28 protein-coding genes and 1 tRNA gene are annotated in these 26,854 nt (G+C 69.4%); 17 read left to right on the top strand and 12 right to left on the bottom strand.

The genetic code is table 11. The annotated features are described in order from the left end of the window. Window position 1: 1 nt before the first annotated feature. Window positions 2-3,178 carry an HAD family hydrolase gene (locus ACIBSW_RS31770; protein WP_354724373.1) on the bottom strand — a complete coding sequence of 1,059 codons (3,177 nt, stop codon included), beginning with the start codon at window positions 3,176-3,178 and terminating at the stop codon, window positions 2-4. Between the two features lie 306 nt (window positions 3,179-3,484). Here ACIBSW_RS31770 and ACIBSW_RS31765 point away from each other — a divergent pair, with 306 nt between their 5' ends. After that, on the top strand, window positions 3,485-3,862 hold the full coding sequence (locus tag ACIBSW_RS31765; protein ID WP_354724371.1) for a hypothetical protein: 378 nt from the start codon (window positions 3,485-3,487) through the stop codon (window positions 3,860-3,862). On the opposite strand, the gene ACIBSW_RS31760 is transcribed toward ACIBSW_RS31765, so the two are convergent. Next, window positions 3,859-4,467, bottom strand: a complete 609-nt coding sequence (locus tag ACIBSW_RS31760) for a hypothetical protein (protein ID WP_354724369.1) — start codon at window positions 4,465-4,467, stop codon at window positions 3,859-3,861. The two genes, ACIBSW_RS31765 and ACIBSW_RS31760, sit on opposite strands and share 4 nt — an antisense overlap. Before the next feature lie 191 nt (window positions 4,468-4,658). On the opposite strand from ACIBSW_RS31760, the gene ACIBSW_RS31755 reads away from it, so the two are divergent. From ACIBSW_RS31755 to ACIBSW_RS31740, 4 genes are all read left to right on the top strand, one after another. Beyond that, window positions 4,659-5,264 carry a lytic polysaccharide monooxygenase gene (locus tag ACIBSW_RS31755; protein ID WP_354724367.1) on the top strand — a complete coding sequence of 202 codons (606 nt, stop codon included), beginning with the start codon at window positions 4,659-4,661 and terminating at the stop codon, window positions 5,262-5,264. Between the two features lie 74 nt (window positions 5,265-5,338). Beyond that, on the top strand, window positions 5,339-5,914 hold the full coding sequence (locus ACIBSW_RS31750) for a hypothetical protein (RefSeq protein ID WP_354724427.1): 576 nt from the start codon (window positions 5,339-5,341) through the stop codon (window positions 5,912-5,914). 56 nt (window positions 5,915-5,970) lie between these two features. Then, a complete protein-coding gene (locus ACIBSW_RS31745) occupies window positions 5,971-6,318 on the top strand; it encodes a PadR family transcriptional regulator (protein WP_354724365.1) in 348 nt (115 codons plus the stop codon). A 31-nt stretch (window positions 6,319-6,349) separates the two neighbouring features. After that, window positions 6,350-7,366 (top strand): hypothetical protein, encoded by a 1,017-nt coding sequence (locus ACIBSW_RS31740; RefSeq protein ID WP_354724363.1) that lies wholly within the window; start codon window positions 6,350-6,352, stop codon window positions 7,364-7,366. A 42-nt stretch (window positions 7,367-7,408) separates the two neighbouring features. On the opposite strand, the gene ACIBSW_RS31735 is transcribed toward ACIBSW_RS31740, so the two are convergent. The 3 genes from ACIBSW_RS31735 to ACIBSW_RS31725 form a co-directional block, all read right to left on the bottom strand. Continuing rightward, window positions 7,409-7,609, bottom strand: a complete 201-nt coding sequence (locus ACIBSW_RS31735; protein ID WP_354724361.1) for an NUDIX domain-containing protein — start codon at window positions 7,607-7,609, stop codon at window positions 7,409-7,411. Between the two features lie 9 nt (window positions 7,610-7,618). Then, on the bottom strand, window positions 7,619-8,581 hold the full coding sequence (locus ACIBSW_RS31730) for a hypothetical protein (protein ID WP_354724359.1): 963 nt from the start codon (window positions 8,579-8,581) through the stop codon (window positions 7,619-7,621). Between the two features lie 121 nt (window positions 8,582-8,702). After that, window positions 8,703-9,683, bottom strand: coding sequence for a WYL domain-containing protein (locus ACIBSW_RS31725; RefSeq protein WP_354724357.1), 981 nt, complete (start codon window positions 9,681-9,683; stop codon window positions 8,703-8,705). Between the two features lie 101 nt (window positions 9,684-9,784). Here ACIBSW_RS31725 and ACIBSW_RS31720 point away from each other — a divergent pair, with 101 nt between their 5' ends. Continuing rightward, window positions 9,785-10,186 (top strand): RidA family protein, encoded by a 402-nt coding sequence (locus ACIBSW_RS31720; protein ID WP_354724355.1) that lies wholly within the window; start codon window positions 9,785-9,787, stop codon window positions 10,184-10,186. 26 nt (window positions 10,187-10,212) lie between these two features. Further along, the gene (locus tag ACIBSW_RS31715) at window positions 10,213-11,040 is read left to right on the top strand and encodes a hypothetical protein (RefSeq protein ID WP_354724353.1); all 828 of its coding nucleotides are present in this window, start codon (window positions 10,213-10,215) and stop codon (window positions 11,038-11,040) included. A 22-nt stretch (window positions 11,041-11,062) separates the two neighbouring features. On the opposite strand, the gene ACIBSW_RS31710 is transcribed toward ACIBSW_RS31715, so the two are convergent. Further along, window positions 11,063-12,394, bottom strand: coding sequence for an MFS transporter (locus tag ACIBSW_RS31710; RefSeq protein WP_354724351.1), 1,332 nt, complete (start codon window positions 12,392-12,394; stop codon window positions 11,063-11,065). Window positions 12,395-12,577: 183 nt separating this feature from the next. On the opposite strand from ACIBSW_RS31710, the gene ACIBSW_RS31705 reads away from it, so the two are divergent. The 4 genes from ACIBSW_RS31705 (at window position 12,578) to ACIBSW_RS31690 (ending at window position 14,917) form a co-directional block, all read left to right on the top strand. Then, window positions 12,578-13,678, top strand: coding sequence for a hypothetical protein (locus ACIBSW_RS31705; protein WP_404799518.1), 1,101 nt, complete (start codon window positions 12,578-12,580; stop codon window positions 13,676-13,678). A gap of 105 nt (window positions 13,679-13,783) precedes the next feature. After that, window positions 13,784-13,945 carry a hypothetical protein gene (locus ACIBSW_RS31700; protein WP_354724347.1) on the top strand — a complete coding sequence of 54 codons (162 nt, stop codon included), beginning with the start codon at window positions 13,784-13,786 and terminating at the stop codon, window positions 13,943-13,945. Window positions 13,946-14,060: 115 nt separating this feature from the next. Then, window positions 14,061-14,318 carry a hypothetical protein gene (locus ACIBSW_RS31695; protein WP_354724345.1) on the top strand — a complete coding sequence of 86 codons (258 nt, stop codon included), beginning with the start codon at window positions 14,061-14,063 and terminating at the stop codon, window positions 14,316-14,318. Window positions 14,319-14,320: 2 nt separating this feature from the next. After that, on the top strand, window positions 14,321-14,917 hold the full coding sequence (locus ACIBSW_RS31690) for a hypothetical protein (RefSeq protein ID WP_354724343.1): 597 nt from the start codon (window positions 14,321-14,323) through the stop codon (window positions 14,915-14,917). 86 nt (window positions 14,918-15,003) lie between these two features. On the opposite strand, the gene ACIBSW_RS31685 is transcribed toward ACIBSW_RS31690, so the two are convergent. Together ACIBSW_RS31685 and ACIBSW_RS31680 are read right to left on the bottom strand one after the other, a co-directional pair. Beyond that, window positions 15,004-16,392, bottom strand: coding sequence for a hypothetical protein (locus ACIBSW_RS31685; protein WP_354724341.1), 1,389 nt, complete (start codon window positions 16,390-16,392; stop codon window positions 15,004-15,006). A gap of 114 nt (window positions 16,393-16,506) precedes the next feature. Then, complete coding sequence (locus ACIBSW_RS31680) at window positions 16,507-17,448, bottom strand: hypothetical protein (RefSeq protein ID WP_354724339.1); 942 nt, start codon at window positions 17,446-17,448, stop codon at window positions 16,507-16,509. Between the two features lie 244 nt (window positions 17,449-17,692). On the opposite strand from ACIBSW_RS31680, the gene ACIBSW_RS31675 reads away from it, so the two are divergent. Together ACIBSW_RS31675 and ACIBSW_RS31670 are read left to right on the top strand one after the other, a co-directional pair. Continuing rightward, a complete protein-coding gene (locus ACIBSW_RS31675) occupies window positions 17,693-18,211 on the top strand; it encodes a sigma factor-like helix-turn-helix DNA-binding protein (RefSeq protein ID WP_354724337.1) in 519 nt (172 codons plus the stop codon). Next, the gene (locus ACIBSW_RS31670) at window positions 18,208-19,362 is read left to right on the top strand and encodes a hypothetical protein (protein WP_354724335.1); all 1,155 of its coding nucleotides are present in this window, start codon (window positions 18,208-18,210) and stop codon (window positions 19,360-19,362) included. Before ACIBSW_RS31675 ends, ACIBSW_RS31670 begins: the two co-directional genes overlap by 4 nt. 34 nt (window positions 19,363-19,396) lie before the next feature. On the opposite strand, the gene ACIBSW_RS31665 is transcribed toward ACIBSW_RS31670, so the two are convergent. From ACIBSW_RS31665 to ACIBSW_RS31655, 3 genes are all read right to left on the bottom strand, one after another. After that, entirely contained in the window at window positions 19,397-19,873 is a 477-nt protein-coding gene (locus tag ACIBSW_RS31665) for a DUF4352 domain-containing protein (protein WP_354724333.1), read from the bottom strand. A gap of 869 nt (window positions 19,874-20,742) precedes the next feature. Continuing rightward, a complete protein-coding gene (locus ACIBSW_RS31660; protein WP_354724332.1) occupies window positions 20,743-22,017 on the bottom strand; it encodes a hypothetical protein in 1,275 nt (424 codons plus the stop codon). A 220-nt stretch (window positions 22,018-22,237) separates the two neighbouring features. After that, entirely contained in the window at window positions 22,238-22,645 is a 408-nt protein-coding gene (locus tag ACIBSW_RS31655) for a hypothetical protein (RefSeq protein WP_354724331.1), read from the bottom strand. A gap of 189 nt (window positions 22,646-22,834) precedes the next feature. Here ACIBSW_RS31655 and ACIBSW_RS31650 point away from each other — a divergent pair, with 189 nt between their 5' ends. Continuing rightward, window positions 22,835-23,551 (top strand): site-specific integrase, encoded by a 717-nt coding sequence (locus ACIBSW_RS31650; protein WP_354724329.1) that lies wholly within the window; start codon window positions 22,835-22,837, stop codon window positions 23,549-23,551. A gap of 35 nt (window positions 23,552-23,586) precedes the next feature. Continuing rightward, window positions 23,587-23,742 carry a hypothetical protein gene (locus tag ACIBSW_RS31645; protein ID WP_354724327.1) on the top strand — a complete coding sequence of 52 codons (156 nt, stop codon included), beginning with the start codon at window positions 23,587-23,589 and terminating at the stop codon, window positions 23,740-23,742. Window positions 23,743-23,880: 138 nt separating this feature from the next. Here the strand turns inward: ACIBSW_RS31645 and ACIBSW_RS31640 are convergent. Then, a tRNA-Lys gene (locus ACIBSW_RS31640) sits at window positions 23,881-23,956 on the bottom strand. Window positions 23,957-24,112: 156 nt separating this feature from the next. On the opposite strand from ACIBSW_RS31640, the gene ACIBSW_RS31635 reads away from it, so the two are divergent. Both ACIBSW_RS31635 and ACIBSW_RS31630 read left to right on the top strand, forming a co-directional pair. Next, entirely contained in the window at window positions 24,113-25,372 is a 1,260-nt protein-coding gene (locus tag ACIBSW_RS31635; RefSeq protein ID WP_354724325.1) for an Ig-like domain-containing protein, read from the top strand. A 139-nt stretch (window positions 25,373-25,511) separates the two neighbouring features. Next, window positions 25,512-26,759: an Ig-like domain-containing protein gene (locus tag ACIBSW_RS31630; protein WP_354724323.1), complete on the top strand. Its 1,248-nt coding sequence runs from the start codon at window positions 25,512-25,514 to the stop codon at window positions 26,757-26,759. The last annotated feature ends 95 nt before the right edge of the window (window positions 26,760-26,854 follow it).

Raw genomic sequence — 26,854 nt, 5'->3', positions numbered from 1 at the left:
GTCACCCCGCCTTGGGGTCTGCGGAGCGCGGCCCGGCGTCGTGCGTGCGGTATTCGCCGGGGAAGGAAACGGGCGAGGCCGCGGTGACGGTGAACTCCTGGCCGTTGTGCTGCGCCGTCATCGGATTCCCGCTTCGCAGGGAGTAGGTGACGAGATACTCCTCGATGTCCACCTCGAGCAGCGATCCGCGGATCTGTAGCGGAATGCGCAGGCGGCTGGAGCGCGTGGGCAGCATCGGGGAGAACTGTGGGTGTCGTCCGCGCCAGCGGTATCCGGCGAATGCGTACACGAGTGCCATCCAGGTGCCGCCGGCGGAGGCGACGTGGACGCCGTCTCGCAGATTGCCCGCGGTGTCGGCCATGTCCACCGCCGCGGCGTCGAAGAGATACTCCTCCGCGCTGCGGTACTTGCCGACATCCGCCGCCGCGATCGCCTGGATGCACTCGGACAGCGACGAGTCCCCGGTGGTCAGCGGGTCGTAGTAGTCGAAGATCTGTCTCCGCTCCTGCGCGGTGAATCGATCGGGCAGGAGCACCGTGGCGAGGACGACGTCGGCCTGTTTGATCACCTGGTGGCGGTAGATGACCAGCGGGTGGTAGTGCAGCAGGAGCGGGTAACGATCCATGGGCGTCCCGGCGAAGTCCCACGGTGCCTGGTCGAGGAAGCCGTCGTCCTGGAGATGGACACCGGCCTGCTGGTCGTACGGGACGTAGATCTGCTCGGCGGCGCGGCGCCAGGTCTCCGGCTCGCCGTTGCGTAGCCCGGTGCGATCCACTATCCGGCGGTAGTCCGACGGGGACTCCACCCGTACGCGGTCCACGGCCTCCACGGCGATTCGCAGGTTCTCGGCGGCCATGAGGTTGGTGAACAGGTTGTTGTTCACCACCGTGCTGTACTCGTCGGGCCCGGTCACCTTGTGGATCACGAACCGGCCGTCGCGGCGCTCGGAGAAGAAGCCCAGGTCCGTCCACATGCGCGCGGTTTCGACCAGGACCTCGATGCCGTGTCTGAACAACAGGTCGATGTCGCCGGTAACGCGGACGTACTGGTCGATGGCGTACGCGACGTCGGCATCGATGTGGTACTGGGCGGTGCCCGCGGCGTAGTAGGCCGAGGCCTCCTCGCCGTTGATGGTGCGCCACGGGAACAACGCCCCGGCGCAGCCGACCTCGCGCGCCCGGCGGCGGGCGGCCGGAAGCATCCGCACGCGGTGCATGAGCAGGCTGCGGGCCACGGCCGGCGCGGTGTGGATCAGGAACGGCAGCACGTACGCCTCGGTGTCCCAGAAGTAGTGGCCCTCGTAGCCGGTGCCGGTCAGGCCCTTCGCGGGTACGCCGTGTCCCTCGGTGCGCGAGGTCGCCTGCATGATGCTGAACAGGTTGAAGCGCAGGGCATGCTGCACGGCGGGGCGGCCCTCCCACGCGACGTCGCTGCGCGCCCAGAATTCGCCGATCCGAGCCTCGTGCTCGGCCAGTACGGCCGCGTAGCCGGCGGCCCGAGCCTCGAGCAGCGTCGCCTCGGCGAGGCTGGCCAGATCCGTCACCTCCTCGGCGTCGTAGTGGTAGGCCAGCCATTTGGTCAGCGTGGCGGCGTGCCCCGGCCGGACGTCGACGTCGAACACGACGTGGGCGCGGTCCGCGTCGAGCGTGGTACGCACGTACGCGATCGCACTCCCGTCGAATTCGTGGTCCATTCCGGCCGCGACGACGAGCCCGCTGCGCAGTGTTCGATAGGTCCGGATGACCCGGGCGTCCTCGACACACTCGACGTCGGGCGTGAGCGCCTCCCCGGTGAGGGCCCGGCTCCGCCTCGGATCAGCCGCCGTTTCCTGGGCCGCGGGATGACGTGCGACCAGTTCGGAGGAGAGCGTCAGATGCCCGGGGGCGTCGAGGGCGGTCAGTTCGTATCGAATGCAGGCCAGATGCCGCTGAACCATCGACACGAACCGCGTGGTGCGCAGCCGGAACCGCCGGCCATCCACCAACTGGTAGACCACCGAGCGGTCCAGGACGCCCCGCCGCATGTCCAGCGCCCGCTCGAATTCCCGGACCTCGGTCGTCTCGCAGGTCACCGGGTCATCGTCGACGAGCAGGCGGATCGTGGTGCCGTCGGGAACCGGCAGGATGGTCTGGCCGGTGCTGGCGAATCCGTGCGCCGTCTCCGGGTACACGATCGGCCAGGTCTCGTGGAAGCCGTTGAGCAGGGTCGTCGGCCGGTAGGACGGCTGCCCCTCCTCGAACGAGGCCCGGATGCCGAGAAATCCGTTCGATACCGCGAACAGCGTCTCGGTCTGTTCGACGTAGTCGGGGTTGTAGACGCGCTCCACCATGCGCCAAGGATCGGGCGGGTAGTCACCGGTGTCCGCGATGATCCGCCGTGCCGCGGCCACCAACCGGTGGTCCCGCGGACCGGCCCGGTGCACCTCGGCGGTGGAGTCGGCGAGCAGTTCGCCGACGTCGGCGACCACGATGTCGGCGCCGTGAGCGGCCAGTTCCTCCGGGTGCCCGTTCCGGTCGACCCCGACGATGAGCCCGAACCCGCCGACCCGGCCGGCCTCGACACCCGCGACGGCGTCCTCGACCACGACCGCCCGCTCAGGCGATACGCCGAGCCGGCGGGCGGCTTCCAGGAAGCCGCCCGGCGCGGACCTTTTCCGCAGCCGCAGTGCCGGCGTCGTCTCGCCGTCGACCTGGATGTCGAACAGATTGGTGATGCCGGCGCGGTCCATGACCCGGGCGAAGTTGCCGCTGTTCGACACCACCGCGGTCTTGAGCCCGGCCTCACGCAACTCCCGCACCCAGGCGACAGACCCTGGGAAGACCTCCACGCCGGTCCGCTGCACCTCGTCGTCGACGAGCGCCCGCTCTCGGTTTCCCAGGCCCCAGACCGAATTCTCGCCCGGCGGGGAGTCCGGGGAGCCCTCGGAGAGCTCGATCCCGCGGGCGGCCAGGAATCCGCGTACGCCTTCCTGGCGCGATCTGCCCTCGACGTAGGTGGCGTAGTCGGACGCCTCGTCGAACCAGTCGCTGCTGCTGCCGTGTCCGGCATCCCAGCTACGCAGGAAGTCGTCGAATGTCCGCTTCCACGCCGCCGCATGAAGGGGACGGGTGGCGGTCAGAACCCCGTCGAGATCGAACAGAACCGCCTCGAAATCGTCGAGGGCAACTGAGGACGGCATCGTGATCCTCCCGCTCGAGACGGCGACGAGGCCGCGACGGGTGGCGCTGATTGAGTCTGAGCCGGTGACGAACCGAGAAGGGCCCGGCCGGGCGCTTCGCGATCAACTCGAAGATCAGAAGCCTGGCTGACAACAGATTACCAAGCCAAGGTCCATGCCGAGGGCATTACCGGCCCTGTTGCACAGCCGCTGCCGAGATCAGCGCGTCGACACGCCGGGTGGGGGACAGCGGCACACACTCAGACCATGACAGGACGAAAACCCCCGGGTCCATTCCGGCGGTGGGCGCGCGGGAATCCGAGCGATGTGATCGATGTGTTCGTCTACGTCGTGGTCTTGAACCTCGCCATCGAGTACGTCCCGTCGGTGATCAGCGAGGGTTTCACCCTGTCGTTGCTCACCGCCGTCCTGCTCAAGGTCGTGTTGGAGGTCGTACTCGCGCTCAAGGGCAGGGTCGTGAACCGATTTCACAGCGCGACCACCCCGAGCGGCAAGGTGGCCACGGTGCTCCTGCTCTGGCTGGTGGCCGCCGGGAGCAAGCTCGTTGTGCTGGAGCTTGTCGATGTCGTCTTCGGGGACGCCGTGAGCCTCGGCGGATTCGTGTCGGTGACGCTGTTGGTGATCGCCCTGCTCGTCGCGCGGGCTGCGGTACGTCGCCTGCTGGAGAACGGGTCGGTGACCTAGGCGCAGGTGTGCTGCCAGTTCCAGCCGATGAAACTGTGGCGCAGGCGCACCGCCTGGGTGCAGGTCGCCGACCCGTCACCGTTCAGGACCACCGAGGTGTCGTGGACGTTGGCGTAGTAGGTGCCCGTCGGATCGAAAATGCCCCGGTAGGAGAACTCCGCGTGGCTGGCGTAAGTGGCGGCGCCGCACTCGGCCTGGCACCCGCCGTTGCTGCTGGTGGCCGTCACCGACCAGCCGGCGTTCCACGGCTCGCGGTTGTGATGTGTCGACATCGTGGTGGAGCCGACCGTGCTGTCGGTGTAGAGCGCGGTCATCAGGATGCGGCAGCAGTCGTACATCTCGGACGAGGTGCGGTACGTCGCCGTCGCACTGAACGCCTTCGCGGCCGGTGCCGCCACGAACTCGACCGGGCCCCGGACGACCTGGCAGTTCGCGCCGATGGTGACGGCCTGCCGGGCGATCCGGCCCGCCGGAGGTGCGGGCAACTCGCTGGTGAGGAGCACCGCGCCGCACTCCTCGGCCGCCGCCGGAGCGGCATCGGCCGGGCCGGCCGCGACGACGAGCCCGGTGGCGACCGTCAACAGGATGGTGATCTCAGGTCGCACGTGTCTCCTCAGCCCGGGGTCTGCGTACACATTATAAATAGATGTTGGTTGATATCTGTACGCATGGGTGCAATGCTGAGGATGGGAGCGCTCCCATCCCCCGAACGCCGAAGAGTGGAGGACGAACCGTGCGTACACATGAGTCCCATCAATCCGGCCGGCAATCCCGCTCAGCCGTCCGAGTGCTTGTCGTGCTGCTCGCCATGGTGGCCAGCCTGCTGCCCTGGTCCGGCGCGGCCCAGGCACACGGCACCATCATCAACCCGCAATCGCGCGCCTACCAGTGCTGGAAGACCTGGGGAAGCCAGCACATGAACCCGGTCATGCAGACCCAGGACCCCATGTGCTGGCAGGCGTTCCAGGCCAACCCCGACACGATGTGGAACTGGATGAGCGCGCTGCGGGACGGCCTCGGCGGTCAGTTCCAGGCCCGCACCCCCGACGGTCAGCTGTGCAGCAACGGCCTCGCCCGGAACAACAGCCTGAACACGCTCGGAGCCTGGAAGACGACCAACGTCAGCCGCAACTTCACCGCGCAGCTGTACGACCAGGCCAGCCACGGCGCCGACTACTTCCGCGTCTACGTCAGCAAGCAGGGGTTCAACCCGGCCACCCAGCGCCTCGGCTGGGGGAACCTCGACTTCATCACGCAGACCGGCAGGTACGCGCCGGCACAGAACATCTCGTTCAACGTCTCGACGTCCGGATACACCGGGCACCACATTCTCTTCGTCATCTGGCAGGCCTCGCACCTCGACCAGGCCTACATGTGGTGCAGCGACGTGAACTTCGTCTGACCGCACACCGACCCAGGGCGTTGGCGGACGTCCTGGGCCGAAAACCTCAGGAACCGGCGAGGTGAGAAGCGATGTTGATTTCCCGGGCGGGTCTCGCGCGGTGGTACCGGAGCCGCTTCCTGTGGGCGGCGGTGAGCCTGGCGGTGTCGGCAGGTGCGGTCGTGCTGTTCAGCTCGGCTGCCCCGGACGCCCAGCCGGCGAGTCTGCAGGAGCAGATCGTCGCCCGGATGCGTACCACGCTCGAACAGTCCAACCCGGAGCAGCACAATCACGCCGGACACGGTGTCCAGCAGGCGGCCACCGAGGAGAAGCCGGCGGTGATCTGCGGGGTCCGCGTCTACGGCCATGAGCCCGCCGGGGCCACCACGCTCGCCGAGGTGAAGACGGTCTACGGCTTTCACCTCTGCGGGGTCGCCGGGCAGAAGCACCCCTGGGACGTGGCGGTCAAGCTGGCCGGCCCGGTGATCCTGGACATGTCCACGGAGCCCGTGGGCATCCAGGTCGTCGAGGCGACCGCCGACACCAGGTTCGTCGACCGGCTGCGCGAGATGTTCCCGGCCAAGTACGCGGAACTGGCGCAGAAGGAGGCGCTGTCCGACTCGGAGATGGCCGACCTGCGCCGCCGGTACGACGCCGCCGCCGGGCTCTGACCACACCGCACGGTACGGCCTCCGCATATACTTCCTATCGGTATATGCTTCCCGTCATGACTGATCCGGCCATGCGTGAGCCGACGTTCCTGGTGCTCACCGCGCTCGCGGTCGAGCCACTGCACGGCTACGCCGTCATCGAGGACGTCCGGCGCATCACCGGCGGACGGGTCACGCTGCGGGCGGGCACGCTCTATGCCGTGCTCGACCGCCTCCGCGGTGACGGGCTCATCGAGGTTGAGCGCGAAGAGGTCGTCCAGTCCCGCCTGCGGCGCTACTACCGGCTCACCGCACTCGGCGAACGACGGCTGGCCGAGGAGAGCAAACGGCTGCTGCAGCGTGCGACGGTCGCCGACCGGCGACTCCGCGAGCGCCGTATCCGGCTCGGCAACGCGCCGGCCTGAGGTCCCGATGATGAGTGGAGACAGGGATTCCATGACCGCGCACGACGAGCTCGAGGGCCGCTACCGCCGCCTGATGGCGGCCTACCCGCTGCGACACCGGCGGGAGTACGAGGAGGAGATGGTGGGCGTGCTGCTGGCCGGGGCCGAGCCGGAGCAGCGCCGGCCGAGTGCCCGGGACCGCGCCGACATTCTGGTCAATGCGCTGGCCGTCCGCGTACGTGGATGGGCCGGCGACCTGGGTGATCCAGCGTGGCGCCGGGCGGCGTCCGCGGTCCAGGTCGTCGGGGCGCTGTTCCTGCTCATCGTGGGCATTCGCTGGGTGCTGCCCGGCCTGACGTTCTACCCCGGGGTGGACGCGCTGGAGATCGCCCGGCCGGCCGTCTGGGCGGTCGTGTTCGCCCTGGCGCTGGCCGGCCTGCGCCGCCTCGCCGCCGGCATCGCGCTGGCCGGCGCCCTCGTCGAGATCGCGCACGTCGCACAGTGGTACGGCTACTCGCCGAGCCAGGTCCTGCGATCGAGTTGGCTGGTGACGGTGGCGCTGCTGGTCGCGGTCTGCTCGGCGTGGCTCGCCGTCGGCGTGCGGGTCGCCGCGCCGCGCGGCCTCTGGTGGTTCGGCGCGGCGCTGGCGCTCGCGGGCTGCGCCAGCGTCGCCGACCAGTACCAGGGCATGTTCCACGGATTCAGCTACGCGGTCACGATGAACGACCAGTTCCTGTTCCGGTACGCCGCGCCGCTCTACCTGGCCGCCGCGGCGCTCGCCGGGTGGGCCTGGTGGCGGCAGGGCAGCCTGGTCCGCCGCCGGATCCTGGCGCTGACCGCACCGGTGGCCGCCATCGCCACGATGGTCACCTACGGTTTCGCCGGCTTCATGTACTCCAGCCAGCAGTTCCCCTCGCCGATCCTGCTGCGCCCGTTCCAATGGGCGATTCTGCTGGCGACCCCCGTGGTGGCGTTCGCCGTGGCGGTGGTCGCGCTCAACCGCTGGGAGCGGCTGAGCGCGCTGGTCGAGCTCGGCCGCCGAGCCGAAACGCCTGAGCCGCGGGTCTAGCGGCCGCGAAGCATGTCGGCGAGGCCGGCCGGGTAGAGCGGGCTACCTGCGTTGAAGGAGCTCGACGCCGAGCTCCTCGCGCAGTTCGCGACGCACGGCCGCCTCTGCCGTCTCGCCGAAGTCGATGCCCCCGCCCAAGGGGCGGTAGAACGTCTCATCCTTTGTGGAGTCGTAGTACTCGAACACGAGCAAGTCCTCACCACGACGTGGCACGGCAACGGCGATCGGGCGGATTGACGACATCCGCCGACGCTAACGGTCGAAGAGCAGAGTCGTCAGTTCCGCTGTGCCCTGGCGCAGGACGCCCGGGCCGGTGCTGCCTTCGATCAGCACGCGGCGGCATCCGTCGGCTTCCACGTAGATCAGCCCCGCAGGCAGGTGCAACACGGCGAAGCGGCTGCTCGGGGTGGTGCAGGCGGAGGCCGCACCGGCGGCCGTCAGTACACGCCTGACCGCCGCCCACCGCCCGGCAGCGAGCCTGCCACCCGACTCGAACGTACCGCCGGGCTTCCCGACGCCCTGCTCGCTCGGGGGAACCCGGTAGACGCAGACGCCCACCTCCGCCTCGTCGGCGGGAAGAGGATCAGGGGTGTTGTCCTTGCCGCCGCCTGACTGACCGACCATCCACACCACGTCCGACCATTGCTGGCTGCATCCGCTGGCCACGGCCTCGTCCGACTCGATCTCGCGCAGCACACGCGTGGTGACTCGCTGAGTCCGCAACTGTTCGTACGCGGTCCGGAACTCCTGGCGTGGCTTGCGGCAGGCGTCGGTCGGAACACCTGGGCGTACCCACCTACCCTGGCCATCCAGCAGCACGAGCCACGGGACGAACGGCAACTCCAAGGTGCAATCGCTCGCCGTAGCGTCATCGTCGGGCAGCCGGAGGGCGCTCACCAGTGCGGTCACGTCATCCGCCCGCTCCTCCACGGCGACCAGGTCGGAGCCGCCACTCGGCCGCCGTTGCGGCACGGTACGGCAGACGACCGCGGCCACCGGCTCGAACCCCGCGTCCATGCGAGGCAGCGACAGCGCATCCTGGCCGCCGTCGCCGTCCGCCGGCGAGGCGGCGGCGCATGACTCCCAGCGTGCGTGAACGGTCAGCGCCCCCGCCGATCCCACCGGACCGCCGTCGCCCGCCACGGTGCCGGCGCAGCCGCCGGTGGCCAGCACCACCGCCAGGCCGATGACCAATGTCGCTGTCCGGCCGGCCATGGGTCCTCCCGAGGTCGTTGTGGTGTCCCGACCGCGCTCTGACGATGACCTGCCGCCACGCGTTCCACCTCGCGGCGAAGCGATACCAGGGCTACGCCGCGGCACTGGGCGAAGCCGGTGCTTACTCTCCGGGCTCCGCGTAGCGGGCGACGAGTGCGGTGGCGCGGTCGCGCAGGGAGGCACGTAGCCATTGCGGGGCGATGGCTTCCGCCTTCATGCCGAGCTGCCACAGGGCCCATTCGGCGTGCCGGGCGTCCTGGAACGCCACCTCCATCCGCAGCCAGCCGTCAGGCTCGGGCTGCTCTGCGCGTACGGCCAGCGCGGCGCCCGCCAGGTGCTCCCGCTCCTCCGGGTGCGCCCGGAGGAGCACGGTGACCTGGTCGCCGCCGGCCCGGAAGCGGGTGGCACGCTCCTGCCAGGCCCGGTCCAGGTCGACCCCGTCGGGTCTCTGGGCGGGCTCGTCGAGCTTCTCGGCGGCCAGGATCCGGGACAGCCGGTAGGTGCGGTCCGCGCCGGACCTCGTGGCGAGCAGGTACCCCCGGTCCTGGACGGTGACCAGGCCGATCGGGTCGACGGTGCGCCACCGCGGGGTGCGGTCGGCGGCGGCCGCGTAGTGGATCCGCAGTCGGTGTCCCGCGAGCACGGCGCGCCGCACCTCCGCCACGACCGTGTCGGGCAGTTCGTCGCCGACCAGCCGCCGCGAGAGGAGGTCGGTCTCCGGGTCGATCAGCAACCGCTGGACCGCGCCCGCCGCGCTGGCCCGATGGCTCTCGGGCAGCGCGTCGACCACCTTGAGCATCGCCGAGGTGAGCGCCGGGCCCAGGCCGAACGCCTGCGCGCCGCGCCGTGATCCGGCGACCAGCAGGGCCAGCGCCTCGTCGTGATTGAGCCCGGTGAACTCGGCCCGGAAGCCGGGCAGCAGCGCGAAACCGCCGTGCCGGCCGCGCTCGGCGTAGACCGGGACCCCGGCGACGGACAGGGCCTCGATGTCGCGCAGCACGGTGCGGGTCGACACCTCCAGCTCGCGGGCGAGCGCGGGCGCGGTCAGCCGACCGTGCTGGCGCAGCAGCAGCACCAGCGAGACCAACCGGTCGGCGCGCACCCGAGAACACTATCGGAATACACGACACAGGGTGTCGTGATTCTCGGGGAGGCTCATCCACGCGTCGCCAGAGCGGCGGCGATGGATCGGATGGAGCGGACATGGCATTGGAACGAACCGCGGTCAACCCGGTGAAGTGGTCGGTGGCGATGGGATTCAACCAGGGTGAGGTCGTGTCCGGACACAGCCGGACCCTGTACTGCGCCGGGCAGACCGCGACGGACGGGGACGGCAGGACCCGGCACCCCGGTGACATGGGCGCGCAGCTGGCCCTCAGCGCCGACAACCTGGCCGCCGTTCTCGACGAGGCCGGCATGTCCCTGGCCGACCTCGTCAGCCTCAAGATCTATACGACCGACGTCGACGTGTTCTTCGAGCACGAAGCGGTGCTGCAGGCGCGGCTGGGGGCCGCCGGCGCGGTGCCGACCATGACGCTGCTCGGCGTGACCCGGCTGGCGCTGCCCGAGCTGATGGTCGAACTCGAAGGCACCGCGGTCACCTGACGCCGGCGTGTGTTGGACTGGGTGGCGTGTTGATACGTCCCGCAGAACTGGCGGCGATCCGTGCCGGCGACATCGACGTGGCGTTCCGCCGGTGGGAACAGCCTCGGCTCAGGGTCGGCACCCGGATGCGTACCGCGATCGGACTGGTCGAGGTCACGTCCGTCGACCGCGTGCCGGTGAGCTCGCTGACCGCCGCGGACGCCCGCCGGGCGGGCGCGGCGTCGCTCGCCGCGCTCCGCCGCGGGCTGGACCGCGTGCACCCCGACCGGCCGGTGTATCGGATCGGGCTACGGTACGCGGGCGCCGACCCGCGGCACGCGCTGCGGGAGGCGGTACCCGACGCCGCGGAGATCGACGCGATCGTCGCGTGGCTCGACCGGCTCGACCTTTCCGCGCCGACTGGGCCGTGGACCCGGGCGACGCTCCTGCTGATCGACGAACTGCCGGCCACCCGGGCGCCCGATCTCGCACAACGGATGGGGCGAGACACCGCGTCGTTCAAACAGAACGTGCGCAAGCTGAAGGAGCGCGGCCTGACCGAATCGCTCGACATCGGATACCGACTCTCGCCGCGTGGCGCCGCCGTCCTGGACCACGAGGGCCACCCCCGGCCGGCCCAGGCTCGGTCGGTGCCGGAGCCGGGCATCCCGCTGCCACACATCGGCGCCGCCGCGACACGTGCGCTTACCGCGCACGGCGTGGTCCGGCTCGAACAGGTGGCCGGCCTCAGCGAGAGCGACGTGCTGGCGCTGCACGGAGTCGGGCCTTTTGCCGTTCGCCACCTGCGAGCGGCGATGGCCGCGGCCGGGCTGTCCTTCCGCGACGATCCGGGAGCCACGCCAGAGACGTCCTGACATCCATACGGCAACGTGGTCACTACCGAGGACGGGACGCCGCTGCCGGAAGAACGGCCGGTGTGCGGTCTTCGGAGTCGGGGCTGGAGGCGGAGGCGTCGACCAAGTCCTCGGCGGGGACGTGCACCGCGAGGAACCGTCGTGCCTGCCGGGTCGATCGGTGCACCCCGATGGTGGCCGCCACGATGATGCCGGCGATCACCAACCAGCCGGCGGAGCCCCAGTTCATCGCGAGGAAGGTGTACACCGCGGGCGCCCACACCTTGCCGAGAGTGCCGCTCAGGTTGCCTGCCCCCTGGTAGGCGCCGCGCTGGCGCGGGTCCATCAGTTCGGCCTCGAACGTCCAGTTGGCAGCCGAGAGGTAGAGCTCGGCCCCGGTCACGGTGACGTGCCCCAACCAGACCAGGGCGATCGTGACCCAGCCGATGGTGTCATGGGTCGCCAGCGTTATCAGGCAGGAGATCACGAAGAAGGCCGACGACACCCGGACCGCCTTCAGCGCGGTGGATATGCCGGTGACTCCGCGTGCCGCCACCATCGGCAGGAAGATGCACATCACCGTGTTGGTGCCGAACAGGAAAGCCAACAGCACCCGGGGTGCGTCGGTCTCCTCGATCAGCCACAGCGGGATCACCACGTTGAGCAGCACCTGGTTGGTCCAGAACACCCCGACGAAGAAGTTCGTCAGGAGCCAGCCGGGGTTGCGCAGCGGTCCCGGCCCGGGAACCTTGACCTTGCGGTCCTCGGGGGTGCGGTTGTCGTGCGCGGCCCGTGGCAGCCGGGTCACGGCGGCGGCGTTGACCAGGAAGACAACGGCGGTGAACCAGGGCAGCGAGTGAAGGACGACGTTGGAGTGGAACGCCAACGCGATTCCCCCGACGACAGAGCCGAGAGTGAAGCCGAGGTTGAGCGCGGAGTACATGTAGGCCCGTGACTTCACCCGCTCATCGGGCGGCAGGACGTCAATCGTGTACGCGCCGTACGCGATGCCGCCGAGGGCGCCGATGACCTCCATGCCGACGGCCATGGCGACGTAGCCGTGGAAGTCGGTGATGAAGGGCCATACCGCGAACATCGCCGCCTGCCCGGCCGCGCTGACGGCCCACATCTTCTTCGGCCCGAAGCGGTCGACCAGCTTGCCCATCGGCAACGCCGCGAGGAACGCGGCGATCCCCGCGCAGGTCAGGCCGAGACCAACGTGGGCGGCGGACAGCCCGACGATCTGGGTGAAGAAGACCGCCGAGCCAGTCAGGAAGGCGCCTTGCCCCAGGGCGAAGAGCAGTGACTGGATGGAGAGCCGACCGGCCAGAGACGACGGTGGACGCGCTTGGCGGAGGACGGCATCGAAGATCATCCGTAAAGTCTCCGGGTCCAGCTGGCGGATGTCGCGCCATTTCTGGGGGCTGGGGGTGAAATCCCCGGCTAGCCGGCATTGATCGAGCTAACGATGCCGCATCGGTCGATCCAAATCGGATGCCGAAGATGCAATCTTGTTGCAAGATCTTTCATATCTGTTACCGCAAGCCTTGATCTTGTGATGGGAGAAATCTTGAAAACGGGGATTCAAGTTCGCGGCGGTGTGCGGGCGTTTTCGCTGGCCACGATGGCCGGCGTCCTATGCGGAGCGGTGGTGGTGGCGCCGCTGTCCATGACTCCCGCGATGGCTGCATCGCTGGCGCCCGCCGTCGACGCCGACCTCGACGGCGACAATCTCACCGACCTGGTCGCCATCGGCGGTGACCATGGCATCGCCTCCGGCCTCTGGCTCGCGTCGGGCAAGGGCAACGGGCGGATCGCGCACGCCGCGGCCAACATCGGAGCCCACGGCAACGGCGTGTTCAGCCCCGGCACCGTGGGAAGCCCGACCGACTTCGATGGCGCGCAGGTCCTCACCGGGCACTTCTTCGGTACCGACCTGCAGGACGTTCTCGTCTACTACCCGCCCGCCCACACGAGGGCTCCGGGTGGGGCGGTCGTCCTGCGCGGCAACGGTGACGGGTCGACGATCGAGGCCGAATTCGACCAGAATTACCACAACATCAGTGCGGGCACCTTTACCGGCATCGACTGGGACGACTTCCAGACGATCAACAACCCGATTCAGCTCGCCAATGCCGGTGCTCACGGCACGACCTATCCGGATCTGATCGGGATCGCCGGTAAGGACGACGGCAGCAGCTTCCTCACCTATTACCCGAACAACGGAACCACCGGCGGTTACGGCGAGGTCTTCGCCCTGTCGGTCCCGACGCCGACCGGCGGCACCGACTGGAACACCTGGAACATCGCCACGGCCCAGACCGGGTCCGGAACCGCGCTGTTCCTCCGGCAGGCCTCCTCCGGCAAGCTCTTCCTTTGGAACGACTTCACCCGGACGGCCGCCGGTACCGCCGAATACACGCCCTACCTGCTGTCCGACACCTTCCACACCGGTGAAGACGTCACCCTGTACGCCGCCGACGTCGACAGCGACGGCACCGGCGACCTCTGGACCGTCCGCGACCGCGGCGTAGCCGTCGCGTGGCTGGTGGACAACCTCGACAGCGCCGCGTCCACCGGCACCGTCACCGCGCAGCGGCGCCAGAAATTGCTTACCGAATGCTTCGGCAAGCGCGTCAGGTCCAAGACGAGAGTCTGACGACGCGGGCAGAACCGGGCCGTGCCTCCGCGGAGGCACGGCTCGTCCCGGCGCGTCCACCGGACTCGACAAGCGCGGCGAGTCTACGAGAAGGGCTGATCTGACATGTCTTCTTCGCTTCCCTGGCCGCGCATCGTCGCGGTGCTGGCCGGGCTGTCCATACTGGGCGGCTGGTTGTGGGATTCGCTGCTGCTCTGGGCGCTGGCCGCCGCGCTGGGCACCGTCGCCCTGGTAATGAACAACCGAGCCAAAAGCCCGCGCAGATAGGCGCACACACCACACGCCATCTTCGTCGCGCTCCACGACGACCGGCACGGTTTCCTGACCTGATCCTTACAAACCGCTCGCGGTTCTCTGACAGTCGGTCCCGAAGATCGTCGGCATGAGACGAAACCTCGCCGTCGCGTTGGCGGCCGCCGTGCTGCTGACCGGCGGCTGTGCCCGTCACCCCGCGGCCACCGATTCGGCCCCGACCCAGCGGCCGCCGGTGGACGCTCCCGCGTCGCCCTCGCCGCGTGGCACGACCGGTGCGTCGGCCACCACCTCGAGCGCCAAGTCGAACGCCGACGTCGGCGGCCTCCTCGATGAGATCGACCGGCAACTGCACGGCGACGACCAGCCGGCCCAGGACCAGGACTGAGAATGAGGACACTGATGAACCGCACCCTGCGTACCGCCGTGGCGACCACCGCCGCGTTCGCCGTCGCCCTGGTCGCCGCAGCGCCGGCCCAAGCCGCGGAAAGGCCACTCGACAAGGCTAAGACCGTGGTCACCGCCCGGATCGACAAGCGCCTCGCCGCGCTCAAGCGGTTCGACACCACGCTGGGCAAGGCCGAGCGGGTCCAGAGCGCACACCGCGCCACGCTGGCCAAACTGATCGACGACCAGACGGCGGGGCTCACCGCCCTGCGTACCAAGGTCGCCGGCGAGACCACCGCGGCCGCGGTGAAGGCCGACGCTCAGAGCATGGTGAACGACTTCCGCGTCTTCATCCTGACCGGTCCCAAGGTCCGGCTCACCGCGGCGATCGACACCGAACTGGCCGTGGTCGACAAGCTGGACGACCGCTCGGACGTCGACCAGGCCAAGCTCAAGTCGGTGACGACGGCCGTGAACGGCCAGGTCGACAAGCTGCTGGCAATCCAGCCCGGACCGGACGGCGACGCGATCCGCGCCCAGGTTCAGCCGATCCGCGAGGCGGCCCGCAGCGCCCGGACCACGCTGCGATCACTGAAGTGACCGGCCCGGTCCGGGCGGCACGCCGCCCGGACCGGCGCCAACCGGCCCGCGGTCCCGGTGTGTGCCGCAGTCTTCGGCCCAGCGGCTCATGTCTTCCGGACCGCTTGCCACGCCGCGTCGAGCAGCGCGAATATCCGGTAGAGCGCGTATGCCGCCCACCCGGTGGCCAGGGGAACGCTGAGGAGGATCACCGCGTCGCCCAGGTACCGGGTGTTCTCCAGCATCCAGCCGCCGGCCAGCAGGACGGAGCCCACGACGACGGCCCAGGCCAGGACGCGGCCGGTCTTGGTCAGCGAGATCCACAGGCCGGCGTTTCCGGCATCGCCCGGCTCCACCGGGTCACCGACCTGGGACTGCACGGCCAGGCTGTCGACGTCCCGCGCGGCGGCCCGGTCGGCCTCATGAGGTGACTCACTCAGCACTGCCGACACGGCGCGCAGGTCGTTGTGATCGCGAAGCCGTCCGGTCCGCGGATCACCGAGCAGCGCCACGGCGTGCGGGAAGCCGAGCAGCCACGCCTTGCCGTAGCCCCGTTTCGCCCCCGGCGGCAGCACGACGGCTTTGCCGTCGTGCATGTCGGCGCGGTGGGCGCGGTCCTCGATCACCCACACTTCTGTGCCGGAGATCGCCAACTCGGTGTCAACGAGGATGGTGGCGTGGCTGAACAGCGTGACGAACTGGGCGTACGCGGCGATGACCGCGACCAGGCCCAGCACCGCGACCGCGGCGCCGAGCAGCTCGTGTTGCCGGGCCGCGAGGCCGGTGAGCAGCAGCGCGGGGAGAACCGCGAACAGGTACCAGCCTACGAACAGCAGGAAGCGCCGCCGGTTCAGCCAACGCTGCGTCCGCATCCCCGCCGCGCCGGGCGGGAACGCGGGGAGAGTTCTCCAGCCGTTCGGCCGTTCCCTGGCGACTTCGTTCAGCCGTTCCCTGGCATCCTCGCTCAGCAGCACCAGGCTGAGGCGGTAGACCCGGACTTCCAGGCGGTCACCGGCCAAGCTCGCGAGGTCGCGGACGAACTGCTTCTCCTCGATCTTCTGGTCGCCCAGGTCGAACAGCCGCAGCGCCGGCCGTCCCTCCACGGTGGCCTGCAGGTCGCGCGGGGAGTCCAGGCTGACGCCCGGTTCGGGCACGAGGTAGAGCGCGGGAACCACCCGGCGAGCCCGCCCCTCGGTCTCCCGGTTCTCGATCACCACCGCCGAGATCTCGGCCCATCGCAGGTCACGCCGGTACCGGCCGATCCGCACCGTCCAGCCGTCCCGGTCGACGTCGACCTGAAACCGCTCCAACGCGTACCAGAGAAGGCCGGCCGCCAGGAGCAGGACGGCCAGCGAGACCACCCCGATGTAGAACCGCCCGGACACCGAGCCGCCGGCGGTGAACTGCAAACTCACCAGATAACCGGCGAATCCAGCCATCAACGCCGCGAAGACCACCGCGAACACCCGGGAGCTGGCTGGACGGCGCAGATTCACCCATTCATCATGATCCAAACGGGCAACTCAACCCGTCCTGGGCCTTCAACCGACACCAGGCAAGACGCTCGGCTGGCCATTGATCACCGCGATCGGGGCCGGCGCAGCGATCGTCTAGCCGAGTTGAGGGTGGTGCGGGCCGCCCAGTTTGACGGAGATGGCGTCCACGAGCCTGCGGTAGCGGGCGCCGTCCGGCGCCGTCGGGTCGTCCTCGTCGGCTTCGGCGGCGACCTCGTCCAGAATGAAGGCCGATTCGGTCAGCTGGAGAAGGAGATCCGTCCAGCGAGGGCCGGTCAGCGCCATCCGGGCATGGGTCCGGCCGACGTTCGTGCCCGCGCGCAGCAGACGCTGCTGACGGCCGGTCAGCGTGATCGGGTAGGTGCGGTCGGGGCGCAGGCCGAGCTCGTTCAACGCTTCCAGGCTGACGTCACCGAGGCCGCGATAGTCGATGGCGTCCGCGGCCACGGTGAACTCGCACCAGGACGACCAGCCCTGCTCGTCGTCCGGGGCGCTGAAGGAGATGGGGTCGCTTGCCTGTTGTCCCCTGTCGTCGACTCGGGCCCGCCAGCGGTAGTCCCCGCCCGGCGCCAACTCGCCCGGTTCGAACGTCAGGATCTCCGCACCGTAAACGAGGCCGGGGTCGTCGTCGCCGAGCTGCTGATACTGGTAGACGATCGCTTCGCCCGGCCCGGCCGTCGCCGACACGCTGGTCAGCGTCGAGGCGACCACCGGCCGCCCGGGACCAGCGGCACAACCGGCGGGGTCTGCCATGATCGGTGGGGTCCGCGCCGGCCGGTTCTGCGCGTCCGGCCACCACAGCTTCGGGTCCGCGGTCGTGCCGTCCGGCCGGCTGCAGACCATCGCGAACGTGGTGTTCTCGACGTGGCGGTACTGCTCGGCCAGGTCCTGCGCCGCCTTGCGGCACTGCGCGTACAAGGCCTGGTCGTCGCCGGGCCCGGCCTGCGCGGGCACCGACCCGGCCGCGGCGAGCACGATCACGAGAGCGGCGATCCCCGCCGGCCACCGCAGCACCGTACGCATACGCCCAGCACCCACCGCCGCCTCCTCCCATGCACCCGACGCCCGCCACCCCATCGGCAGCCCGCCGCCGGATTTCAAGGAGACAGCTCTGACGGCAGGTGAGTCAGCGACACGGATGCCGGGTTCATCTTGTCGAACCGCTGATCTATACAGGCGGTGGGGATCAAGATTCGCCGCGCCGCATCATGCTCTCTGCGATAGACGGCAACGCGGCAGGAGGTGACGGGAGCGAACGGGGTCGCGTGTGCGTGTATCCGGTATGAAGACTGAAACGGCCGCCGGCCCGGGGGTCGCCGGCGCGTCGGCGGCCTCCTTCGAGAGCTTCTACGCTGCCACGGCCGATCGGGTCTATCGCGCGTTGGCGGTCACCCTCGGCGACTCCCAGCTGGCCCGCGAGGCGACCGACGAGGCGATGGCCCGGGCCTTCGTCCGGTGGCGGCAGGTGGCGACGGTCGAGAACCCCGGTGGCTGGGTCTTTCGGGTCGGGCTGAACTGGGCCACGTCGTGGCGGCGAAAGCTGCGGCGTGAGCGGGTCCTGCCGCAGGCCGAACACGGTCTGCCGGTCGTGCTCCCAGCGGAACCCGACGGCGCCGATGCCATGGCCGCCCTGGCCCGGTTGGGTGTGGCGGCCCGGGCGGTGGTGGTCTGCCGGGTTCTCTTCGGCCTGTCGACCGTCGAGACCGCCAGGGTCCTGCATGTCGCCGAGGGCACCGTCCGCAGCCGTCTGTCCCGGGCGATGACGGTGCTACGCCGCGAATTGAGTGAGGAGAACCGGTGACCAGCGAGATCAAACTGCCGTCTGAGCTCGAGGACGCGGTACGCACCAGTGCCGCGAACGCTCCGGCTCTCGTCCCCGACCGCACCGCGGTCTACGCACGGGCCCGGAAGATCCGCCGCCGGACGGCGGCGGTGCGGGCGCTCGCCGCGGGGGTCGTCGCGCTCGCGCTCGGCGCGTCCTATCCGCTCGTGCACGCCCGGCTGGCACCCGAGATCACCGACGGTGGCCTGACAGGCGGACAGCCGATCGGTCTCTGGCAGAACCGGGACGCACCGCCCTTGACCGCGGGCGGCCAATCCGGCGTGCACGTCCCCGGTTCGGGCGGCGAGATCGCGGCGCAGCTACGGACCGTCGACGGCCGGAACGTGATCGTTCCGGTCAGCGACCCCCAGCCCGGCCTGTCGCAGGGGAGCTACCTGGGGCCGGCCCCGCTCGACGGCGGCGGCCTCGCCACGATCGGCTACGCCCCGTCGGGCAGGAAGAACTCCATCGGCAAGCTGACCGTCGTGGTGCTCGACGCCGCGGGCCGCACGGTAGCGTCGCGCCCGGCCCCGGACATCCGCAGCGAAATGCCACGGCCGATGCCGATGACCGGCAACGCGACCACGCTGTTCTGGTGGGCGTTCGAGCAGGCGGGCAAGCCGGGACAGGAGCGCTTCTGGCCCGTTCTCAATCGCTACGACATCCGCACCGGCCGGCTGGCCGAGCGGGCCCCCGCGGTCGGCGGCAACGGCTACCAGTTGCCCTATTTCGGGATGCAGGCCACCGCGGCCCGGATCATCAGCTGGCCGGCCGTGGGCGGCCAGACCTGCTCGGCCGACATCGCGGACGCCGGCACCGGGGAACGTGTCAGCGTCCTGCGACCGGTCATCGAGGACTGCAGCGACGTCTATTTCGCGCTCTCCCCGGACAACCAGCAAGTCGCTGCTCTGGTGACCTACCGCACCCCGAGCACCTGGACGCAGCGCGTGCTTGTCCTCGACGCGCACACCGGCCGAATCCGCAAGGAAGTCCAGACACCGGCCCTCGCCGCCGGCGCCGACCGGAGCCAACTGGTCAGCGGCCTCGACTGGCTGGGGCACAAGACCATCCGGTACGCCCGGGGCAGTCTGGCCGGCGGCAACCCGATCCTGCTCCGGATCCGGCCGTGAGAGCGGCATGGTTCCCGGCTGCTGAACAGTTCCGTCAGTGGAGGAGCCAGTCCGCGGTCTGCTCCGACGAACGCGGGTCGAGGCTCAGCCGGAACCGGGTGATGTCGACGTCGGCCGGCACCTCGAAGACGACATAGCGGTTGACCGACCAGCTCGGTGCGAGGTTGCTCGCGAACGGACTCTTGCCGTTCGTAAGCTCGGCGTTGTGGCCGTACGCGCGGTCGTCCCGGTCGACGAGCCAGCTGTGCTCCTCGATGTCGCTGCGGAAACTGGCCCGGCCCGTGTTCTCGACCCAGAGGGTGACCGTGACGAGCCGGTGGCCGGGCTCCGACCCGATCCGTACATCGTTCTCGCTGGACATCATGGTGACGACCATCTGTTCCCGCGAGTCGCCTCGCAGCAGCACTTTGCCCCCGCGGGGGGCGGCCGCACCCCCGGGCTCGGGTACGCCGGGCACGGCCCGGACCACGCCGGCGACGATCCCGGCGAGGGCCAAGGCGAGGGCGATCACGGCTATGACGGTCAGTCGTCTGCGCGTCGGCCGGGAGGCGGCCGCGGCCAGTGCCGGTGATGCGACGACCGGTGATGGGGGAGGAGGTGCCGGAGGCGGCGCGCCCAGCCGGTCGGCGACGGCACACCTGCGGCGCGCGACCCAGACCGCTCCGACGGCCACGGCCACGGTGGCGGCCGCTGTCGCCGCCCAACGGGAACGCAAGGTCACGGTCGCAGGTATCGGCGCCGTGAGCGCGGACCTGAGCCGATCGTGTCATTCGCGGGGCGGTGCGGGCGGGACAGCGGGCCGAGCCAACTACCGCCCGCAGACTCGCCAACTTGGCCCGCACACCGGATATTCGCACACATGTTCTATCCACAGCCTGTGGACGAGCGCCGGGCAGTGTCAGCATCTCCAGATCACGCATGGATCACGCACGGACCATGCGTTCGGCTACCGGCCGTCGCCATGTGAACGAACAGCGGACGCGCTGGCGGTGTCGATACGCGGTGGATGCATCGCAACCGATGTTCTCGGCGTTGCCTGACTGGCCGAGCCGCCACCGACCCGGGCGGACTCCTCGACGACTCTGTCCGAGCCGGGGAGAAAGTCTGTTCTTAGACCCACTGATCTGCCGATGACAGAGCACTCGATCATGCTGAGTCTGATTCTGTTTGGTCGCTGAACCAACTACCGGAGACCTCTTCAGTCATCGACGACCGCCACGCCGTGACATCGACGCCCTACGAAACACGACCTAGACCGCGCCGGCAACGTGACGTCGGCGGCGAGCTCACCTACCGCCGCTGATTGCGTACCGGCGATCGTCGAACGAGGCCGGACCGGCCACGGAGCAGGTGACTCCGGGGCCGGTCCGGTGCCGAGGTTCAGCCGAGACGGCGGATGAAGATGTCCGGTGCGTTGTTGGTGTCGCCGGGCACGAGATTCGGGTCGCTCGAGGCGAACTTGAGATGGGTCCCGTCCCGGCTGAACGCCGGGCTGACGGCGTAGCTGGAGTCGGTGCCGCCCGCCACCCGCGTGGTGGTGCCGTTCTGCCGGTCGTACAAGTACACGCCGCTCATCCAGCCGCTCCCGCCCGGAACCAGGTTGCGCGCGTTCGAGCGGTAGCTCACGTACCGGCCGTCGGCGCTGACCACCGCATTGAACGAGGACTTGTCCGGCTCGGTGCCATCGTGGCCGGCCGAGACGAGCGTCGTGTTCCCGGTCGTACGGTCGAGCAGGAAGATACCGACGTTCTTGAGCGACGCCGGGAGGATGCCGGTGCCGTAGGAGTTGAACGCCACGAAGCGGCCGTCGGCGCTCATCGACGAGCTGTAGGCAGACGTGATCAGACGGGTCGTGCTGTCGTCCTGCCGGTCGTACAGATAGAGATCCCGGTTCAGCACCTCGTCGGGGCGGCCACCCGCCAGGTTCGTTGCCCCGCTGGTGTAGGTGATGTACCGGCCGTCCGAGCTGACGTCCAGATCCAGGGTCGACTTGTTCGCCGGGTTTCCGTCGTCGTCGTGCGAGACCAGGGCGAGACGCCGATCCGCCAGGTCGTACACGTAGACCTGAGAACTCGGGCGAGCGCCGACCTGGGGGCCCAGGTCGGATGCGTTGGAGCGGAACGCGATGCGGCGGCCGTCCGCGCTGATCACCGGCATATCGGAGGAGCCGTCCCCGCTGGTGAGATCCGGGCCGGCCGACACCAGTGTCGTCGTGCCGGTCTCCCGGTCATAGACGAGAACGTCAGCCCTGCCGTTGTCGTCGCCGGGGACGAGGTTCGACGCGTCGGTGGAGTAGACGATGTACCGGCCGTCGCCGCTGATACTCGGCTCGTACGAGTAACCATTACCCTGGGTGCCGTCCGCCGCGACCGACACCAGGGTGGTCTTGCCGGTCTGGCGGTCGCGCAGGAAGACATCCGTGTTGTCGTTGGCGTCGCCGGGCACAAGATCGGTCGCCGGCGAGTAGAACGCGACGTACCGGCCGTCGTCGCTGGCCGACCCGTGGATCGCGCCCCCTTTGCCGGTGTGCCCATCCGGCGTGACCGAGACGGCGCTGACCGAGGGGTCCGGGGAGGGCTCGGCAGCGCGGGCCGCGGCGGCCGCCGTCGCGGCCAAGACGCCACCGAGGCCCACGGCGAGCAGACGCCGATGCATGGCGAATGATTTACGCACATTTATCCTTTCGCCCGCCGCATACCCGCGGCGAACCTGGTCCGAGGATTGCCTAACAATAGGTTGATCTCTATTTCCGTCCGCGGCCGGGCCGGATTGAATCCGCAGGCTTCGGGCTGCCTTAGACGGCCTGGGATGTGGCCCTTCAGCATTGTGGAACTCGATGCAAGGCGACGGCGGCCGGTTCTTTGCCGGGCCGGTGTCAAATGGGATGTCCCCTCAGGGCAGCCGGCAGCATGGCGTGGGCCACACCGGACAGCGTGCGCTCATTGTGGAAATCCTTTCGTTGCCGGCGTTCGCTGCCGGACGTCTGCCGAAGACGATCCGGCCCCGGTGCCGGCTGCGGAAGGCCCTGCGGGGTTATCCGGACAAGCCCGTACGAGGTCAGGCCGCCGAGGGGTGCCTCGGGGCGCGGTGCCCGGAACTGACGGTCGGGTTCCCGGTGCCGCGCCCACCCGCCGAGGTCGTCGGCGGAACCGCAGCAGACGTGCTCGACGGCCATGCCCGTCAATGTCGGGAACACGGGAGGAAACTGCATGCGAAACACCACGTAGGCGGCTGTCACATATCGGCCCGAGGCCGAGGCAGCGGCTTGGGACATCGCCGTCATGGACGCCGTCCTCGCCACCCGGGAATTGCTGGGCGCCGGCCGGGGATCAGCGAGGCCAAAGGTGATGGTGCTCACCAGTCCCGGCCGCAGAGCAGGGTCGAAGTCGAGTCCTGGGCCCGTCCGGCAGCCACGTGGTGAGCTGTTCGTGGTCCTCGGCGTTGCGACCTGACCGGCCGGCACATCACCGACATGATCACGGCGATCGGTGCGGCCACGAACCGGTACGGGCGTACCCCGTCTCCGTCGACGCTGCATCGCATCCGGGCGACCCTGCGTTCGGCGCTTAACGCCGCCATCCGCGAGGGCCTGCTGCGCGATAACCCGGCCCGCTATGTCGAGGTGCCCTCGCCCCGGCGCCCGCACGCGCTGGTCTGGACGGCGCAGCGGGTCGAAGCGTGGCAGAAGACCGGGGAGCGGCCGGCGGTAGCGGTGTGGACGGTCGAGCAGACCGCGATGTTCCTGTCCTTCGTTGCGCAGGACCGCCTGGCGGTGATGTGGTGGCTGATCGCGCTACGCGGCCTGCGCCGCGGTGAGGCCGCAGGGCTGCGCTGGGCGGACGTCGACCTCGAGGCCGGAGTCGCGATGATCGAGCAGCAGCGCATCGCCAACGGCCACCTGGTGACCGTCGGACCGCCCAAGACCGCCGCGAGCCGCCGCCTGGTCGCGCTGGACCGGTACACCGTGCGGCTGCTCCGTGAACACAGACGGCGGCAACGGGCCGAGCAACGCGCGGCGGGCGGAGCGTGGCAGGACTCCGGGTATGTGTTCGTCGCCGACGGCGGGGCGCCGCTGCACCCGGACTTCCTGACTCGCCGATTCCCCCATCTGGTCGGGGAGTCCGGGCTACCGCCGGTCCGGCTGCACGATCTGCGCCACGGCGCCGCGAGTCTCGCGCACTGCGCCTGAAGACGGTACAAGCCCAGCTGGGGCACAGCAGCATCGTGCTGACCGCCGACACCTACACCAGCGTCCTGACCGACTTGCTGGCGTATGCGGCCGAAGCCACCGCAAGGCTCGTGCTCGCCGCCACGGTCCGCAAACCGGGCGCCGGCACCGCCCCACCGACCACCCGGCGAAATCCGCTGAGCCGACCGTGATCGTCTCCTCGGAACGCCCAGCGGGCAGGCGTTCCAGACACCGCAAGGACGGCAAACGGGGTCGCCCACACCCGTCCCACCGACGTCCCACAAAGATCAAGGCCGTATAGCTCGGAAGCTATACGGCCTGGTGAAGCATGGTGCGCCGCGTAGGACTTGAACCTACAACCCGCGGATTAAGAGTCCGCTGCTCTGCCAGTTGAGCTAGCGGCGCTCGCTGACAACGCAGAAACATTAACACGGCCTCCCGGGCACCCTGAAATCGGGCCGCCTGCATGATCGTTGGAGCTAAACCCGCCCTGAGGATGACACCGGATGTTGCGCGGATAGGGCAGGATGTGCCAGCCGGAACGTGAGAACGGGGCACAGAATGGTCAGCATGCGGCGCTCGGTCGTGGCGGTAGTTGCGTTGGTGGTGGTTGCGCCGCTGGCGCTGGCTGCCTGTGGCGACGGGGACAAGCCCACCGCCGCCTGGGTGGGTACCGGTGCCTCGCAGGCTCCGCCGTCCGCCGGAGCCGTGCCCGAGTCCGGCTCGACCGGTCCGTTGTCACTGAGTGTGACGCCCGCCACGGGCAAGAAGGGCGTGCCGGTCAGCGCTGAGATCGGTTTCACGGTCTCCGGTGGCAATGTGACCACCGTCGCGCTCAAGGATTCGTCCGGCAAGGCCGTCGACGGCGCGCTGCGTGACGACGGTTCGGCCTGGGTGCCCAGCAAGCCTCTCAAGACCAGCAAGCGGTACGACGCGACGGTCACCGCCGTCGACGCGGCCGGGCAGACCAAGACCGCCTCCACCAGCTTCACCACCATGGGCCGGCCCGGCAAGCAGACGGGTACCGGGCTCTACCTCTTCGACGACCACACGTACGGCGTGGCCATGCCGGTCGTCGTCGAGTTCAACCCGGGCATCAAGAAGAAGGACCGGGCCGCCGTGCAGAAGCGGATGTTCGTCAAGACCGAGCCGGCGCAGCCCGGTGTCTGGTCGTGGACGGCGAGCGGCACCCAGGCCTACTACCGCGCACCGGACTACTGGACGGCCGGCACCAAGCTCAGCGTGCGCATCGCCGTCGGCGGGCTGCCCACCGGCGGCGGGCGCTACGGCGACCAGGACCGGGGCGCGGTTGCCAAGATCGGGCGCAGCTTCGTCATGAAGGTCGAGAACAAGACCAAGAAGATGACCGTGGTCCAGGACGGCAAGACGGTCCGCACGATCCCGGTCAGCCTCGGCAAGTCCAGCACCCCCTCGTCGAGCGGCACCATGGTCGTGATGGAGAAGAAGGCGGCCACCGTCTTCGACACCACCGCCGAGCTGGGGCCGAACGAGGGCTACCGGACCGAGATCGAGTACGCCCAGCGCATCACCTGGAGCGGCCAGTACATCCACTCGGCCCCGTGGTCGGTCGGCTCGCAGGGCCGCCGGAATGTGTCACACGGGTGTGTCAACGTATCCCCGTCGAACGCCCGCTGGCTGTTCGACAAGACCCTGATCGGTGATCCGATCACCGTTCGGGGTACTGGGGACAAGTTGGCCGCCGGCAACGGCTGGACGGCATGGGACCTGAGCTGGAAGGACTTCGTGAAGGGCAGCGCCCTGCCGGTGCCCGCAGATTTGGCGGCCCGGGCCACCGCCTGAACCTCGGTACGCAGCGTGATTCTCAGCACCTATCCAGGTCCGGCCCCACTCTCCGGGGGTCGCGGCACGAATCCGGGATTGGTGGCCCGGCATTCATGGAGGAAGATTGGCGCCTGACGACGGCGCGCTGAGAGGGATCATGGGACTTCGTGGAGAACGGTCCGTGTCCGGCCCGGCCGGGCGGCGGCCTTGGCGGACGGCCGCTGCGGCGCTGGTGGCCGCGAGTGTGCTGGTCACCGCCGGGTGCAGCGGCGACAAGGGCGACTCGCCCGCGTGGCAGGGTGGCGCCGCGGGTGACGGCCCGGCCTCGGCCTCTCCCTCGCCGCAGCCGACGCTGAGCACGGTCGCGGTGACGTCGCCGGCCGCGGACGCCAAGGACGTCGTCGCCTCGACCGAGATCAAGTATGAGACCGAGGACGCCGAGAACACCTCCGTCGAGGTCAAGGACGCCGACGGTGGCGAGGTCAAGGGCGAGCTCGACAAGGACGAGAAGGTCTTCCGGCCGGCCAAGGCGCTGGGCTGGGGCAAGACCTACACGGTGACGGTCAACGGCACCGCCTCGGGTGACAAGGGCGGCACGACGAGCAGCAACTTCACGGTGATGAAGAAGCCGTCGAAGCTGGTGCGGGTGACGAGCTTCCTCGGCGACGGTCAGACGGTCGGCGTCGGCATGCCGCTGATCGTCAGGTTCGGCCGTTCGGTCCCGGCCAAGTACCGCGACGACGTCCAGCTCCGCATGCCGGTGACGGCGACGCCGGAGCAGGAGGGCATCTGGCACTGGATCAGCCCGACCGAGGTGCACTACCGCCCGAAGACGTACTGGAAGGCCAACACCAAGATCTTCTACAAGGTGCAGCTCGCCGGCGTCCCGATGGGCGACGGCTGGTATGGCCGCTCCGACCTGACCGTGGACATCAAGACCGGGCGCGCGCTGGTGATGACGGTCTCCAACAAGACCAAGAAGATGACCGTCAAGCAGGACGGCAAGGTCATCAAGACCATCCCGGTCAGCCTCGGCAAGAAGAGCACCCCGTCGTCGAGCGGCACGATGGTCGTCATCGAGAAGAAGGCGCACACGGTCTTCGACACGCTGGCAGAGCTGGGCCCCGAGGAGGGCTACCGCACCAAGATCGACTATGCCCAGCGGATCACCTGGAGCGGCCAGTTCATCCACGCCGCGCCGTGGTCCGAGGGCGTGCAGGGCCGGGCCAACGTCTCGCACGGCTGCGTGAACGTCTCGATGGCCAACGGCAAGTGGCTGTTCGGCCGCACGATGCTCGGCGACCCGATCACGGTCAGCGGCACCGGGGAGAAGCTGAAGAACGGCAACGGCTGGACCGACTGGAACATGAGCTGGGACGAGTACAAGAAGGGCAGCGCGATCTGATCGCGAGGCACACCGCGTGACGCGGGCCGGCCGGTCTCCGGTCGGCCCGCACGCGTTTCAACAGTGCCGGGCAGCGGGCGGGCGGGGAGACGCCG

Origin of the sequence: Actinoplanes sp. NPDC049668 (assembly GCF_044465445.1) — a bacterium.
Lineage (GTDB): Bacteria > Actinomycetota > Actinomycetes > Mycobacteriales > Micromonosporaceae > Actinoplanes.
The sequence above is the reverse complement of the archived record's forward strand: the minus strand, read 5'-3'. Positions and strand labels throughout refer to the sequence as shown.